Annotated in this window: 8 protein-coding genes; 2 read left to right on the top strand and 6 right to left on the bottom strand. The window is 55.2% G+C overall.

Annotation, left to right across the window (positions count from 1 at the left end):
• The 5 genes from BM258_RS01130 to BM258_RS01110 form a co-directional block, all read right to left on the bottom strand.
• Positions 1 to 1,056 carry an NHL repeat-containing protein gene (locus tag BM258_RS01130; protein WP_090067992.1) on the bottom strand — a complete coding sequence of 352 codons (1,056 nt, stop codon included), beginning with the start codon at positions 1,054 to 1,056 and terminating at the stop codon, positions 1 to 3.
• Entirely contained in the window at positions 1,053 to 3,176 is a 2,124-nt protein-coding gene (locus tag BM258_RS01125) for an ABC transporter permease (RefSeq protein WP_090067990.1), read from the bottom strand. Before BM258_RS01125 ends, BM258_RS01130 begins: the two co-directional genes overlap by 4 nt.
• 213 nt (positions 3,177 to 3,389) lie before the next feature.
• A complete protein-coding gene (locus BM258_RS01120) occupies positions 3,390 to 4,421 on the bottom strand; it encodes a sugar ABC transporter substrate-binding protein (protein WP_090067988.1) in 1,032 nt (343 codons plus the stop codon).
• A 123-nt stretch (positions 4,422 to 4,544) separates the two neighbouring features.
• A complete protein-coding gene (locus tag BM258_RS01115; protein ID WP_090067986.1) occupies positions 4,545 to 5,516 on the bottom strand; it encodes an ABC transporter permease in 972 nt (323 codons plus the stop codon).
• A gap of 172 nt (positions 5,517 to 5,688) precedes the next feature.
• Positions 5,689 to 6,636 (bottom strand): LysR family transcriptional regulator, encoded by a 948-nt coding sequence (locus BM258_RS01110; RefSeq protein WP_090067984.1) that lies wholly within the window; start codon positions 6,634 to 6,636, stop codon positions 5,689 to 5,691.
• A 469-nt stretch (positions 6,637 to 7,105) separates the two neighbouring features.
• Here BM258_RS01110 and BM258_RS01105 point away from each other — a divergent pair, with 469 nt between their 5' ends.
• Positions 7,106 to 8,962: an autotransporter assembly complex protein TamA gene (locus BM258_RS01105; protein WP_175527860.1), complete on the top strand. Its 1,857-nt coding sequence runs from the start codon at positions 7,106 to 7,108 to the stop codon at positions 8,960 to 8,962.
• Between the two features lie 52 nt (positions 8,963 to 9,014).
• Positions 9,015 to 13,013 carry a translocation/assembly module TamB domain-containing protein gene (locus BM258_RS01100; protein WP_090067980.1) on the top strand — a complete coding sequence of 1,333 codons (3,999 nt, stop codon included), beginning with the start codon at positions 9,015 to 9,017 and terminating at the stop codon, positions 13,011 to 13,013.
• A 53-nt stretch (positions 13,014 to 13,066) separates the two neighbouring features.
• Here BM258_RS01100 and amt read toward each other — a convergent pair whose 3' ends face one another.
• Complete coding sequence (gene amt, locus BM258_RS01095) at positions 13,067 to 16,300, bottom strand: ammonium transporter (RefSeq protein WP_090067978.1); 3,234 nt, start codon at positions 16,298 to 16,300, stop codon at positions 13,067 to 13,069.
• Between the last annotated feature and the right edge of the window lie 211 nt (positions 16,301 to 16,511).

Raw genomic sequence — 16,511 nt, 5'->3', positions numbered from 1 at the left:
TTAGCCCTCCGCTTTCGTATCTTCGATGCCAAGCAGCAAATCACCGCCCTTGGAAGCGACGATGATCTCGCCACCATGCTCGATGGCGCAGCAGACACCATGACGGTTGCCATTTGAACGGCTGTGCATACTGGTGATCGGGTTCATGGCCTTGCCCAACCGCACGACCATGCCGTAGGAACGAGCCGGGGCCCAAGCCTTGTAAACACCCATGGTGCGGATGCCGCCACATTGCAGCGGCTCAAGGAAGCTGCGGTTGGAATAGAGCGCCGGAGCAATCCAGTATTCGCGGGGAACGCTTTCCATCATGTCATAGCGATAATGTTTTTCCTGTAGCACCAGCTCAACCAGCCGGTTGCGCGGAGCAAAAACGGAAAGAATAGCACCACCATCCTCTGTCGGCATGATGCGGGAGGGATATCCGGGAATCTGGTCAATCAGCGTGGAGACATTCTTATCTGCATCTATCTGCATCACGCGATGCTTCCAGCTTTCAGAGAAGACCACACGGCCACCGCTCAAGGGGCACAGACCATAGGGATAGGCCAAGCCGCCGGCGACCTTTTCGAACGGCTCGCTAGGGGTATGGCGCACCCAGATAGACCCGCAGGCCTTCTTGCTCATCAGGTCGGCAGCCCAATCCGAGCAGGCATGTTCCGAAGAGCCATTGGCCAACCAGAGAGAGCCATCATAGGAATAGGCCAGTGCGGTGATTGCCTTGATCTCTTCGAGCAGATGGACAGGCTCCCCTTCAACGAAGAGCTGGCCAGTTTCCAGAGCGACCGCCAGTTTATCGTCGGGCGAAACAGCCAGGGCCGTGATCGGCGCTTCGAAAGAGCGCAGCACCTTGGGCTCGTTGCCCTTGTTTATGGCATAGATGGCATTGCCCGAGGTGGCAATCACCTCTCCTTTCAGCACGGCCAGATTGTCCGGCTCGGAAAGGTGGGAGACAATTTCGGCGTCATCCAGCACCGTGTTGGGACGGAAAGCGCCATCCATGGGCGGAATGGTGACGGCCTTGCCGCGGAAAATATCGAGGATGGGATCGAGGATCATGCTTTTTCTCCCCAATAGGACGTCATGCCGGTCCAATTCGGGTCGGCGCCTTCAATATCAAACAGGCCGATGCGGTTGTTCAGAATGCCTCCGATAAAGAGCTTGCCCTTATGCTCGCGCATCGAGGTCACCATCGGGTGGTTCTGACCGGTAAGATCACCCATGGTCTGGATGATTGTGCCGCTGTCGTCGAATTTGACGATACCGCCGGTGTTGATGTTCGGGAACAACCAGTCATCCTGCGGCAGGCGACGGGTCATGCGCTTGCGCATGTCCGGGTGGCGCAGTGAGAGGTCAAAACTGGGTGTGCGCATGCCGAGCCATGCCATCCAGTAGGTGCCATCGGACGCACGGTTGATATTATCGGTATAGCCCGGCATATCCTTGATGACACATTCCACGGTACCTGCCTTGGGGCCAGCGATCCAATAACGATGGATGCGGCTTCTCCAGCTTTCAGAGAAATAGAGCGACTGACCATCATGGGCCATGCACACGCCGTTGGTGTAGCGGTAGCCATCAAGCAGCGTCTTGGTGGAGCCATCCTTGGGATCATAGACCAACAGGCGCCCTGTACCACGGTTCTCAATAGAGTCGAGCATCCATTCATGAGCATCATAGCGCTTGGTGGAATCGGTAAAATAGATCTTGCCGTCAGGCGCGATGTCGAGGTCGTTCGGATCACGCATGCGGGCGTCATCGACGATGGAGGTCAGCGAACGGCGCGTCTCGGCAGAAAGGCGCGTGACTTCGCGGTCCGGCGAGATTTTGTAGAGCCCCATTGCACCAACGCAGGTGATGAGGTTTTGATCCTTGTCGAAGGCCAGCCCCAGCGGGAAGCCACCGACATGGGCAAAGACTTCAGACCGTTTATAGTCGGGTGCAAAGTAGCGGATGATCTCGCCATGGCGTGTGCCGCAATAAAGATGATCATCGCGGTCGAGGATCACATCCTCAGGCCCTTCCAACTCGCCCAGACCTATATGCTGGGCCGAGGAAAGCTTGTTGTTGAGGGAATAGGCCGAACCAGATCCAGGTTCTGCGGATTCCGATTTTCCCATCTTGAGATAGACCGGCGCGACATAGACCTCGTTGAGCACCTTGTGGCGGTTTTTCAGCCAGCGGATATCGATGGTTACAGCGAGCGCCAACATGATGCCGAGGACCATCTGGTTGGTGCCCGTACCGAAGCCAAGGCGAATAAGACCGTTGGTCATCACCAGCACGATGATCGCGCCCATGATGCCCTTGACCACGGAGCCACGACCACCGCCCAAGGAGTTGCCGCCAACAACGGCAGCCGTCAGCGCCAGAATTTCAAGACCGTGGCCTGTGCCCGGCCCAGCGCTCGACAATCGTGTTGCCATGAGGAAGCCAGACACGCCGGCACAAAAGCCTGAAAAGACATAGGTCATGAAAACAGTGCGCCGCACGCGGATACCGGCATTATGCGCCGAGCGGCGAGAGCCCCCAACTGCCTGCACATGCCAGCCAGGCCTCGATCGGGTGAGAGCAATGTGGGTGATCAGCGCAAAGACAATCGCCGTCAACACCGGCACCGAGAAGCCAAACAGCGTGCCATCACCGATGAAATCCCACAAGTCGGACGACATGAAGGACATCTGCGTTGCGGCACCATATTGCACCACGAGAATATCAAACAGGGCACGCCCGATGATGAAGGTCACCAGCGTGGTAAGGAAAGCGCGCAGGCGCAGAAAGCCGATGAGATAGCCGTTGATCGCGCCGCAGACAACACCCGTTGCGATGGCAGCCAACAGACAGACCCACACCGGCGCTTCGAAAATGAAGAAGGTCCCAACAGACGCAAATGTCGCCAGCGCAAAGATGGAGCCAACCGAAAGGTCGATGCCGCCCCCCAGCATGACAACTGACAACCCCGTAACAACCAGAGAGAATTCCCCCAGTTGCCGGGTGGATTCCTGCAAGGAATAGGGTCTGAAAAACCCCGGAATAGCAGATCCGAAGGCGGCCACAGTGATCACCAGGGCAATGAAGGGAATGGCGTTATCCGTCCAACGCTTGGTCAGGATCTCCCCGATAAGATGATCAGGAATGGTATTGTAGCGCCAGGCTTGCAGTCTTTCACGAAAGGCCATCTATCAATTTTCCGACGACTTGAGCCATCCGTCACGTAAGGGAGGATTCCAGAAAGAGACGGAGTGGGAATAGAAAAAACAAAGATTCCACCTGCTTGACTGCGGATCAGCACCGGCAAGGAGGCGGAGTGGAACGGGCAGACTAAAAGCACCCTGCCCGCGCCTGATTAAGGCTGGCAGCGCCCCAAGCGCTGCCAGACCAGATCGCGACTTTTATTCGCCAGCAGCTTCAGCCTGAAGCGCGGCAAGATCCCAACAGCTGTCAGGCTTGAGGTTGTCTTTGGTGGTTGCCTTCAGCAACGTGTAGATATACGGCGCTGAGGTGCCTGCAGGCTGACCGCTCTGGAGCAGATATTTGATGATCGCCACCATATTGTGGGTTTCCTGAGCCAAGTCAGTCATGACCACGGCACCATAGGTGCCATCTTCGATGAGATCACAGTCAGCGGTTTTCTCACCGCCGCCCGTGGTGACAAGGAAAACATCGTCCTGCTTGCCAGCATCGCGAATGGCTGCGGCGGCACCAGAGGCATCCCCATCCCAGAAGTCGATGATGCCGCAGATATCAGGATTCTGCTGCAACATGGTGGTGGTCACGTTACGCGAGGTAGTGGCATCCCAGTTGGAATCAGGCTTGGCGACCACTTCGAACTCAGGATATTTGGCGAGCACTTCCATGATGCCTGCATATTGGAACAGGCTGGTTGCGTTGACCTGATCGCCCTGCACCAGACCAATCTTCTTGGAAGAATCCGGGCCACAGCCTTTGACAACGGCTTCTGCTTCCAGACGGCCAAGCTGGGTCCAATCACTACCAACATAGGCATCAGCCTTGAAGTTGGCCGGGTTGTCCACGAGGATGACATAGATGCCAGCCTTCTGGGCGCGCTTCATCAGCTTGGAATAGGAGTTCATGTCCGGTGACATGACAATCAGAACATCAGGCTTGTTTTCTGAGGCAATGGCTTCGGTGATGGCCTGTGCGCCAGCTTCCACGCTCCAGTTGGGGTCGCGGGTTTCGAAGATACCGCCAAAGGCGTCCACTTCACGCTTCAGGATAGCGGCCCAGCCCTGCGCCAGATCGAAGCCCATGGCCATCGGCACGAGCATGATACGCTTGCCTTCCATGGCCTTTGCATAGATCTGTGGTGCAGGATCGCCAGCGGCAGCAACCTGCGTAACAAGGGCGGCTGAGCTGATGGTAAGCGCCGCAGTCGCGGCCATAAGGGTCTTGATGATGTTCATGTCTGTCCCTCTGTTGGAAAGGATTGTGATTGCTCGGACTTTTGATTTTTATTGATATAGATACTGTTGGTTCTGGACTTCGTGGGTGTAGTGGGGTCTTGAGGGGTCTATACGGGGCTTGCTTTAAATGTCTCCCTGCTGCGCAGTCTGTTCATCGCGGGGATTGAGAATACCGTCGACGATGATGGCGCCCAGCAGGATGCCTGCCTTGATCAGATTCTGGTAGAGCAGCGGAATATCGATGATCGTCATGGCGTTGAGCATAATACCGATAAGAGCTGCGCCGAACAAAACGTTGCGCACGCCCCCTTTGCCGCCTGAGAGGCCGATGCCTCCGATGACCGTGATCAGCACAATGTCATAGAGCAGGTTGGAATTGACGATACGGGTATTGATGGAATGCAGGCTGGAAGCAGTAAGAATGCCGGCGATGAAGGCAATGAGCGCGGAAATCACATAGCGCAGCACCATCATCGGACGGACCGGCATGCCGGAATTGCGCGCAGCCTCCGGGTTGTCGCCCGCATAATAGACATAGCGTCCCCACTTGCTGTAACGCAGGAACAGGAAAGTCGCAAGGGCAAGACCGGCAAAGAGGAAGACCTCGACCGGAATGCTCATAAAGCGCATACCGCCAAGAATCTCGACCCAGTGCCCGGACGGCACAGGGACAGCATCGGTGTTGATCAGCTGGGACCGCACAAAGCCGAAAACGAATGATGAGCTGGCCAGCGTTACGAAAATAGCGGGCACATCGGCATAGGCCACCAGAACGCCGTTAATCAGCCCGATGGCCAACACGCCAGCCAAAGCCAGAACAAGAGCACTCCCCTCTCCCATGCCCGAATTGAGCATTTGCAAATAGCAGGCAACGGACATAGCCATGATGGCTACCATGGAAAGGTCAATGCCACGACCGATAATAATCATGGCCATGCCAAGAGCAAGGATCCCCAAAACGGAAACAGAGCGCACAATGGCAACCAGATTGTTTGCCGAGAAGAAACCCGGCAGAAGCAAAGACGCCAGCGCAAACATAACCACCGTAATCGCCAGTACGATGCTTTCCTGATTGAGATTTTTTATGAAGCTCATTTTGCGCTACCCTACTCCATGCCCAGCCACTGCATAATATTGATGCAGCAAGCCATCTTGCCTAAACAATAAGCAGCGTAGCGTCAGTTGGAACAGCGCGTCCAATGAATATTTTTACGTATAAACCATGCGCATTCTGCATGGATTGCTGTTTTGCGCAAAAATCAAACGATTATATGACCTGAAGATGCCCATATTGTGCGGGATGAAGTGAAAATTCTTCCTGATATTGCTCGTTACAAATATGGTCTCCGAGGGAATCAATAAAGCGCTGACCATAGGCGGGCAACGGCTGGCGCACATTCCACATGGCGCAAATCCCAAAGGTAATCGGTTCACCCTTGAGCGCAATGGGGCGGCTGCGCAGCTTTGGCTCTTGCGGCTGGGCAGACGATGGCACGACAGCTACGCCGTTGCCGCCGATAGACATGGCCAGCAACGTGTGGGGCGAATTGCTCTCCAGCACCACACGAGGCACGGTTCCACTCACCCGGCAGGCTGCATCAAACACCTCACGGGAGACATGTTTCTTATTGAGCGTCAGAATGGGCAGGCTAAGCAATTCTTCAATCTCGATCGGGTCTTCCTCATTGCCCAGAAACTCCGCGCCACCAACAGCCAGAAAACCGAGCTGCCCCAGAGGACGACTTTCCAAAACCTCGATCGGTGCAGACGGTTCGGCGCTGATGGTCAGATGGAAGACACCATCCACCAGCTTGCTCGCCAGCTCAGGTCCACCGCCATCTTCAAGGCGGATCTCGATGTCCGGATTGTCTTCGGTCCATTTCTTCAGAAAGCTCGGCATGTAGCGCTCGATCAGTTGCGAGCATGCGCCGATTTTGAGAAGGCCGGATTCCCCCTCTGTGAGATCGTCTGCAAAGGTACGCAGTTCCCTATCCGCCACCAGAACATTGTTGATCTTGGCCAGTAGAGCCTCGCCCTGCGGGGTGAAGCGTATATTTCGTCCAGACTTTTCGAAAAGTTTTACGCCCAGATAATCTTCAAGCGCCTTGACCTGTCGGGAAAGGGCAGACTGGGTGATATTCAACCGTTCCGCAGCCTTTGTGAAATTCATCAATTCGGCCACGGCAACAAAGCTGGTGTAATTGCGAATATCCATCAAAAATACCTTGTCTGAAGAAGAGCAATCGGGAAATGAATATCAAAAGCTAAAGCCAAATTTGAAATTTTGTCAAATCTGGACATATCAAACACTCAGAATATGTCGCAATAGAGCGCTCAGTGAGCTTTTATTTTCCTTTTCGGACCATCAGTGTCAAGCTGAGCGGTGTCTATTTTCCGGACGAGACTTTCTGAATTATTTTCAATGTGCTATTGAATCTGAACCGAATGAGAACAATTTGCGTATCAGGGTAAATAATTACAATTTATTTGGAAATTTTGGTTAAGCTAATGTTAGCTGACCGGGGCTGATCAGGTCTCATCGCCTCAAAATGCCATTGAGTTCGGAGTATGTAATTTTGCTGTCTCGGCTGACACACAATGCAGAGCGACAATCAAGCGCTCAAACAAGGCTCGTTCGCAAAGGAGGCTCTTCTCTTGTTGCGCTCTGCCTTGCGAGTACGCTTTTGTCTACAGGCTGGACCAGTCCGGCTGCCGCATTTGAGTTGTTCGGCTATGAGTTCAGCACCAGTGGCATCAAAGCCGTCTCCGAGGCAGAGCCGACCGCCGATATCCCAGACCCTGTAACCTATTCAGTCACACTTACGAGCGATGACGATGCGCTGACCGATGAGCTGAAAGACACGTCCCTTCTGATCGAGAAAGAGGAAGAGCCAGCTTCCGGCACCACAGGCCTGTTGATGCGCGCACGAAGCGACCAGAAACGCCTCATCGCCGCGCTCTATCAAAAAGGCCTTTATGGTGGCACGGTGGATATCACCGTCAATGGCGAACGCTATGATCGTGTACCGCTGGATGAGGAATTGTCTTCAGCCGGTCCGGCCAAGGTTGCCGTCTCGGTATCGAGTGGACGCGTATTCACCTTCTCCAAACCGGATGCCCAGTTGAGCAACGGGGAAGCGATCGATCTTGGTGAATATGGCGTCATCGCTGGATCTCCTGCCTATTCGCAGCTGGTGCTGGATGCAGAAAGCGCCATTGTCGCCGACTATAAGAAGCGCGGCTTTGCTCTTGCAAAAATCGAAGAGCGCTCCCTTGCTGCCGATCACAAGACCGGCAAGCTGGATGTCACGCTGCGCGTTGACCATGGCCCACGAGCCCGTCTCGGGCAGGTGACAGTGACCGGCAACGAGGATGTCAAAAGCGAGCTGATCGTCCAGCAGGCCAACATACCCGTGGGCGAAACCTACAGCCCCGAAGCCATTACCAGGGCCAGCCGAAATCTCAGAGCGCTTGGTGTGTTTGACAGCGTTATCGTCAAAACGGCTGATGTGGTTCTGGATGATGGTAGCCTGCCGATCGAGATTTCCGTCAAGGAACGCAAGTTCCGCACCATCGGCGCCGGTGTTACCATCGGCAATCTGGATGGCGTCGGGTTGGAAGGCTATTGGGTGCATCGTAACCTGTTTGGCGGGGCGGAAAGTCTGCGCGTTCAGGGCTCGATTGCCAATATCGGGCAGGATGACGTCAAGGATCTGGATTATAACGCCGACATCATCTTCAAGAAGCCAGGCGTGATCGGGCCTGCCAGCACGTTCGACGCCAAGCTTTCGTTGGATTTCACCAATCCCGAGGCCTATCAGAAGCGCGCTGTCAGTGGCGAAGTCGGGCTGAGTTATCAGTGGACCGACGCGCTTTCGACCCGCGCAGCCTTCAAAACCGAATATGCGCGCATTACGGACAGCTCGGGCACGAACACCAATCTGCTTTTCTCTACGCCGCTGGAATTGGCCTATGACAAGCGCGACAGCAAGTTGGACCCGACTGAGGGCTTCTATGCACTGATCGATGCGGAGCCGACCATCAGCAGCGATGGCTCTATCGGCTTCCTCAAAACGAGCGCAACCCTTTCTGCCTATCAGTCTCTGGACAGGGCCAAACGCTTTGTGCTGGCTGGCAAGATCTCTGCGGGTACCATCGTGGGCGCATCCAAGAGCGATGTGCCAACCGACCGACGCTTCTTTACCGGCGGTGGAGGCTCCATTCGCGGCTATTCCTACCAGATGGCGGGACCGCGTGATTCCAGCAACGACCCGACCGGCGGACGCTCCTATATTGCAGGATCCCTTGAAGCCCGCATGAAAGTGACCGATACCATCGGCCTTGCCGCCTTTGTCGATGTCGGCAACACGTTCAACAGCTCCATGCCCAAATTTGAAGACGAATGGTACACCGGCGTGGGAGCAGGCGTGCGCTATCTCACGCCAATTGGTCCGCTGCGCCTTGATGTGGCCGTTCCTCTCAAGAAAATAAAGGATGAGCCCAAATTTGGTGTTTATCTGGGCCTAGGACAGGCATTCTAGTTGTAATCATCTGTTGAACTGATTCTCCAGACTCTCCAGACATGAGGCCACTATGACGTCTGCTCGTACCCTGCTATTCCGGGGTTTCTATAGTCTACTTTTCTTGATCCTGGCTCTGCTGCTGGTCGGCTATCTCCTGCTTGCCACCAGCTTTGGGCTATCGATGACGACGTCACTGGTCAATTCCGTTGCCAGTAGCGATGAGCAGAAGGTGGAGATTTCAGGTGTTGACAGTCTTCTGGGCGACATTGAGATCGGCCAAATTGCATTGTCCGACAAAGACGGACCATGGCTCACCGCCAAGGGGCTGTCTGGCCGCTATTCTCTTGCGGATCTGTTTGGCCTCACCCTGTCGGTGGATGCGCTCTCGCTGGATGAACTATCGGTTGAGCGTACGCCGCTGGCGAGCAGCCAACCGGCTGCCGAGAGCAGCAGCGATGGCTCTCTTATCCCAACCCTGCCAGCCGTGGAAGCGCAGATCGACAGCTTGTCCATCGGGAAAATCTCTCTTGGAGAACCTCTCTTGGGCAAAGAGGCCGAACTCACTCTGGCTGGCAACATGGCGCTTGTTGGTGCCCCCTTCCAGACAAATGGGGTGCTCGATCTTCATTATCTGGACGCCCCCGAGGATGGGCTTAGCGCGCGCTGGACGCTCAACCCTACCGCAGACCAGCGACTGTTGGACTTGACATTCACTGAGCCGCGTGGAGGCCTCGCCGCGCGTCTGATGGATATTGCCAATCTGCCCGCCGTTGATGTGAGCCTTAAAGGAGACGGACCGGCGAATGACTGGCGCTCGGACCTTGCCGTCAAGCTTGATGGGAAAACCACTGTCAGCGGGCAAGTGGTCGTCGGCTTTGATGAAAGCGGATCGCGTGTCAATGCGAAACTGCTGGGCAAGCTTTCGCCCTTCTTGCCCCAGTCTGTTCTTCCCCTCGTTGCAGGTACCAGCAACATCAACCTTTCGCTTGAGCAGTCGCAAGAGGATGTGATCGAGCTGAAGCAATTTTCCTTCGCATCCGGCTTGGCGCGTCTTGAAGCCAATGGCTTTCTGGACAATCGGGATAGCAGTCTGGACATAAAGATGGCGTTTGATCTGGGCTCTGAGGGTACGCAGATTGAAATGCAGCAAGAAGATGCGCCATCTCTGATGATCGGGCATGTGGGCCTCAAGGGACGCATGAGCGGAACCTTGCAGAAAGCAGCCCTCACACTTGATGGCTCCGTTGCCAGCCTGTCGCAGGATGCCATTACACTTGAAAACGCATCCCTGTCAGTCACCGCGCCGGAGCTTGATATTGAAAATCGCGAAGGAGCGATCAATGCCACCATGGCGCTCGATCAACTGGCCACAGGTTCAGCCCCGCTCAACGCGATCCTCTCTGGCGACAAGACCCTACTGGTAGAAAGCGCGCTCGACGGAGAGACCATACGTCTCAACAAGGCCGAGCTGGTTGCAGGCCTTGCGTCCCTTACGGCAGAAGGGAGCTACGCGCCAGATGCGCTGGCACTTGATGGTACCCTTGCCCTATCAGATATCAAGCCACTCAATGAGGGGCTTTCCGGCGCTCTGGGAGGTGATTTCTCGGTTGAAGGAACGACCAGCAACCCACGACTGACCCTCGCCCTACGCGGTCAATCTCTTTCGGTCTATGACAAGTCGATCGAAAATCTGAAGCTGGATCTTGCTTCCAATGCGGCACCGGACGCCACATTGACGCTTTCAGCGCAGTATGATGGATCGCCCATAGAGAGCGCCCTTGAACTGGTCACCAATGAAGATGGCAGCCGTTCCATCAACCAGCTCTCGGTCACGGCACCGGGCGCTGAAGTAACCGGTTCTCTTGCCATATCGCCTGCCGGATTGGCATCGGGCGATCTGGATGCAGCCATCAAGGATTTTGCCGCGTTGGGTCCCCTGTTGCTGCAGCCGGATCTGAAGGGCTCGCTTAAGGCTGACATCGCCCTGTCGGCCAGCGACGGTAAACAGTCGGTCACTGTCGATGCTTCAGCGCCGGAGCTGGCAATGAAGGATATCTTTGTTTCCGGTCTGACGCTGAGTTCGCAGATCAATGATGCGACCGGAATCATGAGCATGAATTCCGATCTATCCGTTGAACGCATCTCTGCCTCTGGCGAAACCATCCGCTCGCTCAAGGCCAATATGAAAGGTGGCAACGGCACCCTGCCTTTCTCCATGACGGCACGAGTCTCTCAGGCGCCTTTGACGCTGGAAGGCAAGCTGTTGCAGCAGGAAGGGCAAACAGCCCTCGCGCTTGATCGCTTCACTGGCAGTTGGAAAGGCATCGATCTCGGTTTGGTCGAACCGGTGCGTGTCGATCTGGCCAATGGCGCCTCGCTCGCCAATGCCCTCAAGCTTTCTGTCGATAGCGGTCTTGTGACGGTTTCCGGCTCGGCAGGTGATCAGCTCGCCCTTGATGTGGCGCTTGACGCGCTGCCACTGGCCATTGCCGAGAAGATCGCACCAACGGGTGAGACGCCGACAGGTCAGCTAGATCTGACGGCCAAAATTTCGGGCACCTCAGCAGCACCGGAAGCCAGCTGGCAAGGCACGGTTAGCGGCCTCTCTGTCCGCTCGACCCGTCAGGCTGGTGTTCCACAATTGGCGATCAGCAGCTCGGGCCGCTTTGCCAACAATTCTGTTTCCTTGCAAAACCACCTTACGGGAGGCGGAGCAGACCTCAATGTCAATGGCAGCCTTTCGCTTACCCGCCAGAGCATGGACATATCCGCCGAAGGCTCGGTTCCTTTCTCCCTTGCCGCACGCAGCCTTGCCGATGCGGGCTTGCAGCTTGAAGGGGGGGCTTCGGTCTCGGCCAAGGTAACGGGCTCATTCAGTGCGCCGAACATCAATGGCAGCATCACGACACAGGGCGCGCGTTTCTCTGAATTTTCGTCAGGCATCGTTCTACGCGATCTGGGCGGCACGGTTCGCCTTGCCGGTCAGCAGGCATCCATTGAATCTGTAACGGGACGGCTGGGCCAGAAAGGCACGCTGACAGTCAATGGTACAATCGGGCTGGACGCCAACGCCGGACTGCCCGCCGATATCACCGTTACCATTCGGGACGGCAATTATAAATATGAAGAGATCCTCACGAGCCTGTTTAACGCCAACATGAACTTGAAAGGTGAGCTGACAGGGGCGTCGGTCATTTCCGGTCAGGTCAACCTCAAGACAACCGAGATCCTCATTCCTGAGTCCCTGCCCTCTTCCGTCTCTCCAGTGGATGTATCGCACAAGAATGCGCAAGGACGCGTCGCAGAACAGGCTGAGAAATTTGCTCCCAAAACCCAAAGCGACAGCAGTGCGAATGCCGGTCCGGCCATGCGGCTTGATCTGGACATTCAGGCCCCGCGCAGCATCTATATACGCGGTCGCGGCATGGATGCAGAACTGGGTGGCTCCATCCGGATTACTGGCACCACAGCAGATCCGCGCCCGTTGGGCACCATTGCCATGCAGCGTGGGCGACTTGAAATTCTCACCAAACGACTGGATTTTGACAGCGGAACTGTAACCTTTGCGGGAACACTGGACCCGGCTCTGGATTTCTCGGCCACTTCAACCAACAGCGGCACCACCTACACCGTATCCGTTGAGGGCTACGCCTCCGCGCCCGAGATCGGCCTCTCCTCATCCCCCACACTGCCGGAAGACGAAATTCTGGCGCATCTGTTCTTTGACAAAGAGCTTTCCGAACTCTCTGCCATTCAGCTTGCACAGTTGGCCAATGCTGTGGCGACCCTTAGCGGGGTCAATTCCGGCCCCGGCGTTCTGGACCGCCTGCGCAACATGGCGGGCATCGACAATATCGATATCAAATCTGATGCGGAAACCAACGAGACAACCGTCGGAGTCGGGCGCTATATCAACGATCGCACCTATATCAATGTCGAGAAGAGCACGGCCAGCGACGCAGGCAAGGTGAGCATCGATCTTGATATCACCGATCAGATCAAGGCCCATGGCGAAGCCAGCTCAGACGGGGAAACCAAAGCCGGCATCTTCTTCGAGCGCGATTATTGAGAGTTAAATGCACAGCGCCTGTTTGAAAGCCAATCGGCAGGCGTCGAAGATCTTTAGGCCCGCTTGGGGGAGACGTCCGGATCACTTGCGAGTTCCGAGCTCTCGCTTGAGCCATCCTTGACAGCACGCAGGCTGGACACCTGCATGTCCGTTTTGTCGTCAGGCTCTGCTCTCAGAATGGAACAGCGGATATCGAGCGGCACTTCATGCATGATCTCTTCGACCGTCATGGGGCGGCTGATCAGGTAGCCCTGAAGCTGATCGCATTCATTCTCACGCAGGAAGGCTGCTTCCTCGACCGTTTCCACGCCCTCGGCCACGATATCCATGCCAAGCCCTTTACCCAGCCCGATGATCACCTTCATGATGGCGACAGCACTTTTCTCCTGCCCGAGGGCAACAACGAAGTTGCGGTCAATCTTGATGGTGTCAAACGGATACTTGGACAGGTAGGAAAGCGACGAGTAACCAGTACCGAAATCATCCAAAGCCAGAGACAGCCCCAACCGCTTGAGTTGTTTCATCACCGCCAGACCACGTTCATCATCTTCGATCAACATGCTCTCGGTAAGCTCGAGCTCGATCTGCGACGGATCGGTTCCCGTCTTTTCCAATGTTTCTTCAATCGTCTTGACAAAGTCACGCTGCTGGAAACCCAGCGGGCTGACATTGATACTGAGATGCTTGCCCTTCAGTCCTTCGGCTGCGTCCCGACAGGCACGCTTGAAGACCCAGTTGTCGATGTCCACGATCAGACCACTGGCTTCGGCCACGGGAATGAATTCCGCCGGACTTACCAGCCCTTTCTGCGGATGGTTCCAGCGTAGGAGAGCTTCATAGGAGTCAATCTCCAACGATTTGGCGTTGATGCGTGGCTGATAATAAAGTTCGAACTCGTCCTCTTCGAGGGCCTTTTCAAGGTCTGCCTGCAACGCACGGCGTTTTTCCATCAACTGGTTGAGGCCGGTTCGATAGATGTTGGAAATATTCCGCCCTGTCTTCTTTGAATGGTAGAGCGCAATATCCGCGCGCGAGAATATGGTTTCCGCATCCTTGGCATGTTCTGGGCTGAGCGCAATGCCCACACTGGCCCCCACCATCACGGATTTCTTGTCATCAATCTTGATGGGGCGGGACAGCTCGTTGACAATCCGGTGACCGGTATCGGCGGCCTGATTGGTAAAAAGAATATTGCGTTGAATGATCGCAAATTCATCTCCGCCCAGTCGCGCAACACTGTCGTTGACGCCAGCAAGCGCCTTCAAGCGTGCGGCGGTTTCCTTGATGACAATATCTCCGGCTGGGTGGCCATACACGTCATTGACATTCTTGAAACGGTCCAGATCGATCAGAATGAGGGCGATCGCCCGCTGTGGGGTTGACGTCTTTACGGCGTTTTCCAGCTGCGCGTTAAAAAGCGAACGGTTGGCCACGCCCGTCAGGGCATCATGTTGGGCCATGATGCGGATATGCTCTTCGGCGGCCTTGCGTTCTCTCAGATCAACAAAGCAGGAAATGCGCACTTCCCGTCCCTTGTAGTTGATCATACGCCCGCGAATGGCGACTGGTATCCGCTCGCCAGATTTAGATACGAGCACTGCTTCATATGGCTCGCTGCAATTCTCGGCGATAGAGCGCTCGATCCGGCCGCGATGACGTTCATCAGCGAACTGCATGATCGATTTGCCGATCACTTCCTCAAGACTGTAGTCCAGCAGCTCGGCAATTTGAGGATTGCCGTCGATCACCATGCCATTCTGGTGAATGGCGATCCCTTCAAAGGTGGCGTTGGAAAGAGCAGATATGCGTTCAGCTTCTTCGGACTGGGTCTTGAGGATCTCCAGCTCGCTCAGCTTTTTATGCTCGGCTTCAAGATTACTCATGAGTTTGTTGAACAAACCGGTGAGGTTTTCTGCTTCATCTCCGGCAACGGCAGGCAATCTCTGTGAAAAGCTTCGCTGACCGGAGAGCAGCTTCTCCATGGCATCTTCGACATGTCCCACACCAATACGGGTGGCATGCTCGGCGATATTGAGGCCGATCAACTCTTCCTCGCGGCTTGCCCGCAGACGCAGAAAGCGCTTCAGGAACCAGAAGCAGATAAAGCCGAGGCCGAAACTGACAAGAAAATTGAGCCCTGCACCGAGCGACTGAATCATGATCTGATATTGGCGGCCATTTTCGAAATGCTCTGCAGGCGCCAATAGAGCCAGCCCGATGGTTCCCACAACACCCGCAAAGCCATGTGCTCCGATAGCTCCGACGGCGTCGTCGATTTTCCATTTATGTTCCAGAACGCTGTTTGCAATGACAGCCACGAGACCACCAATGGCTCCAATGACAATCGCACCCAATGGCGTCAAGACTGCGCAGCCAGCCGTGACAGCGACCAGTCCACCGATAAGGCCGGCAAGGGACTTTTCCGGCAGATAGTGGCCATCTTGATGATAGCCGAACATGAAACCGGTCACAGTGCCGAACCCGCCAGCGAGCACAGTGTTTAGTATAATGAAAGCGACACTCTCGTCGGCCTTGAGCGTTGATCCGCCATTGAATCCCAGCCAACCGATAAAGAGCAAAAGCCCCCCGGTAGTCGCAAGAACAGGACTATGTCCTGCGAGCCGGATCGGATTGCCTTGCCGATCAAAACGGCCCTCACGCGCACCAAGCAGAATGCAGCCTGCCAGAGCCACCCAGCCGCCAGTGCCATGCACCACCGATGAACCGGCAAAATCGATAAAGCCCATATTGGCAAGGAATGCGCCCTCATTGGGCATCAGGGCATTGCCCCAGGCCCAATGGGCGAAAACAGGAAAGATGATGGCCGAGAGAAAGACAGAGGCGACCACATAGGATGACAATCTGATACGCTCGGCGATGGCGCCGGACACAATCGTCGCCGCCGTTCCACAGAACATCACCTGAAAAACAAAGAAGCCAGCCTCCTGAGAGGTGAGATCCTGAAGCCCAAGATAGCGCCAATCCAGCCCAAAGATGCCATAGGACTTTCCAAAGGCCAGCATGAAGCCCAGAATGGTGAAGGCAGCCACCGAGAAGACAAAATCAAGCAAATTCTTCTGGGCGACATTGATGGAGTTTTTCGAGCGCACCATCCCCGCTTCCAGCATAAGAAAGCCCGCCTGCATGAACATGACAAGCGCCGAGGCCGCCATGACCCATGTGAGGTCAATATTTGCCTTCAGACTGGATAACTCCGATGCATGAGCCTCACCGGTCAAACAGACTGTAGAAAACAACAAGAGATAGAACACGGATGATATACGCATACTGGCAAAACATATTTGGACAAAGAAAAACCAGTCCCAAGCCTATGCGCTCTGCGTTAAATTTCGCTTTATTTTGCAAGCTTTGGTTTAAATCGCGACATAAAGTGTGATGCTCATTAGTTTTCCTTGCAAGAAATACCAAGGGCTATCATTTCGACTGAGGCCTGTTTCACGGGGCTAATCGGCTTGTCTTGCTGAATTGCTCTGGTTT

Origin of the sequence: Cohaesibacter marisflavi (genome assembly GCF_900115225.1) — a bacterium.
In the GTDB taxonomy this organism is placed as follows: Bacteria; Pseudomonadota; Alphaproteobacteria; order Rhizobiales; family Cohaesibacteraceae; genus Cohaesibacter; species Cohaesibacter marisflavi.
The sequence above is the reverse complement of the archived record's forward strand: the minus strand, read 5'-3'. Positions and strand labels throughout refer to the sequence as shown.

What these genes read in the sequence shown, in the direction of transcription:
- BM258_RS01100 (WP_090067980.1), top strand. Translation starts at nt 9,015, where the DNA reads ATGACGTCTGCTCGTACCCTGCTATTCCGGGGTTTCTATAGTCTACTT.
- BM258_RS01125 (WP_090067990.1), bottom strand. Translation starts at nt 3,176, where the DNA reads ATGGCCTTTCGTGAAAGACTGCAAGCCTGGCGCTACAATACCATTCCT.
- BM258_RS01110 (WP_090067984.1), bottom strand. Translation starts at nt 6,636, where the DNA reads ATGGATATTCGCAATTACACCAGCTTTGTTGCCGTGGCCGAATTGATG.
- BM258_RS01130 (WP_090067992.1), bottom strand. Translation starts at nt 1,056, where the DNA reads ATGATCCTCGATCCCATCCTCGATATTTTCCGCGGCAAGGCCGTCACC.
- BM258_RS01115 (WP_090067986.1), bottom strand. Translation starts at nt 5,516, where the DNA reads ATGAGCTTCATAAAAAATCTCAATCAGGAAAGCATCGTACTGGCGATT.
- BM258_RS01120 (WP_090067988.1), bottom strand. Translation starts at nt 4,421, where the DNA reads ATGAACATCATCAAGACCCTTATGGCCGCGACTGCGGCGCTTACCATC.
- amt (WP_090067978.1), bottom strand. Translation starts at nt 16,300, where the DNA reads ATGCGTATATCATCCGTGTTCTATCTCTTGTTGTTTTCTACAGTCTGT.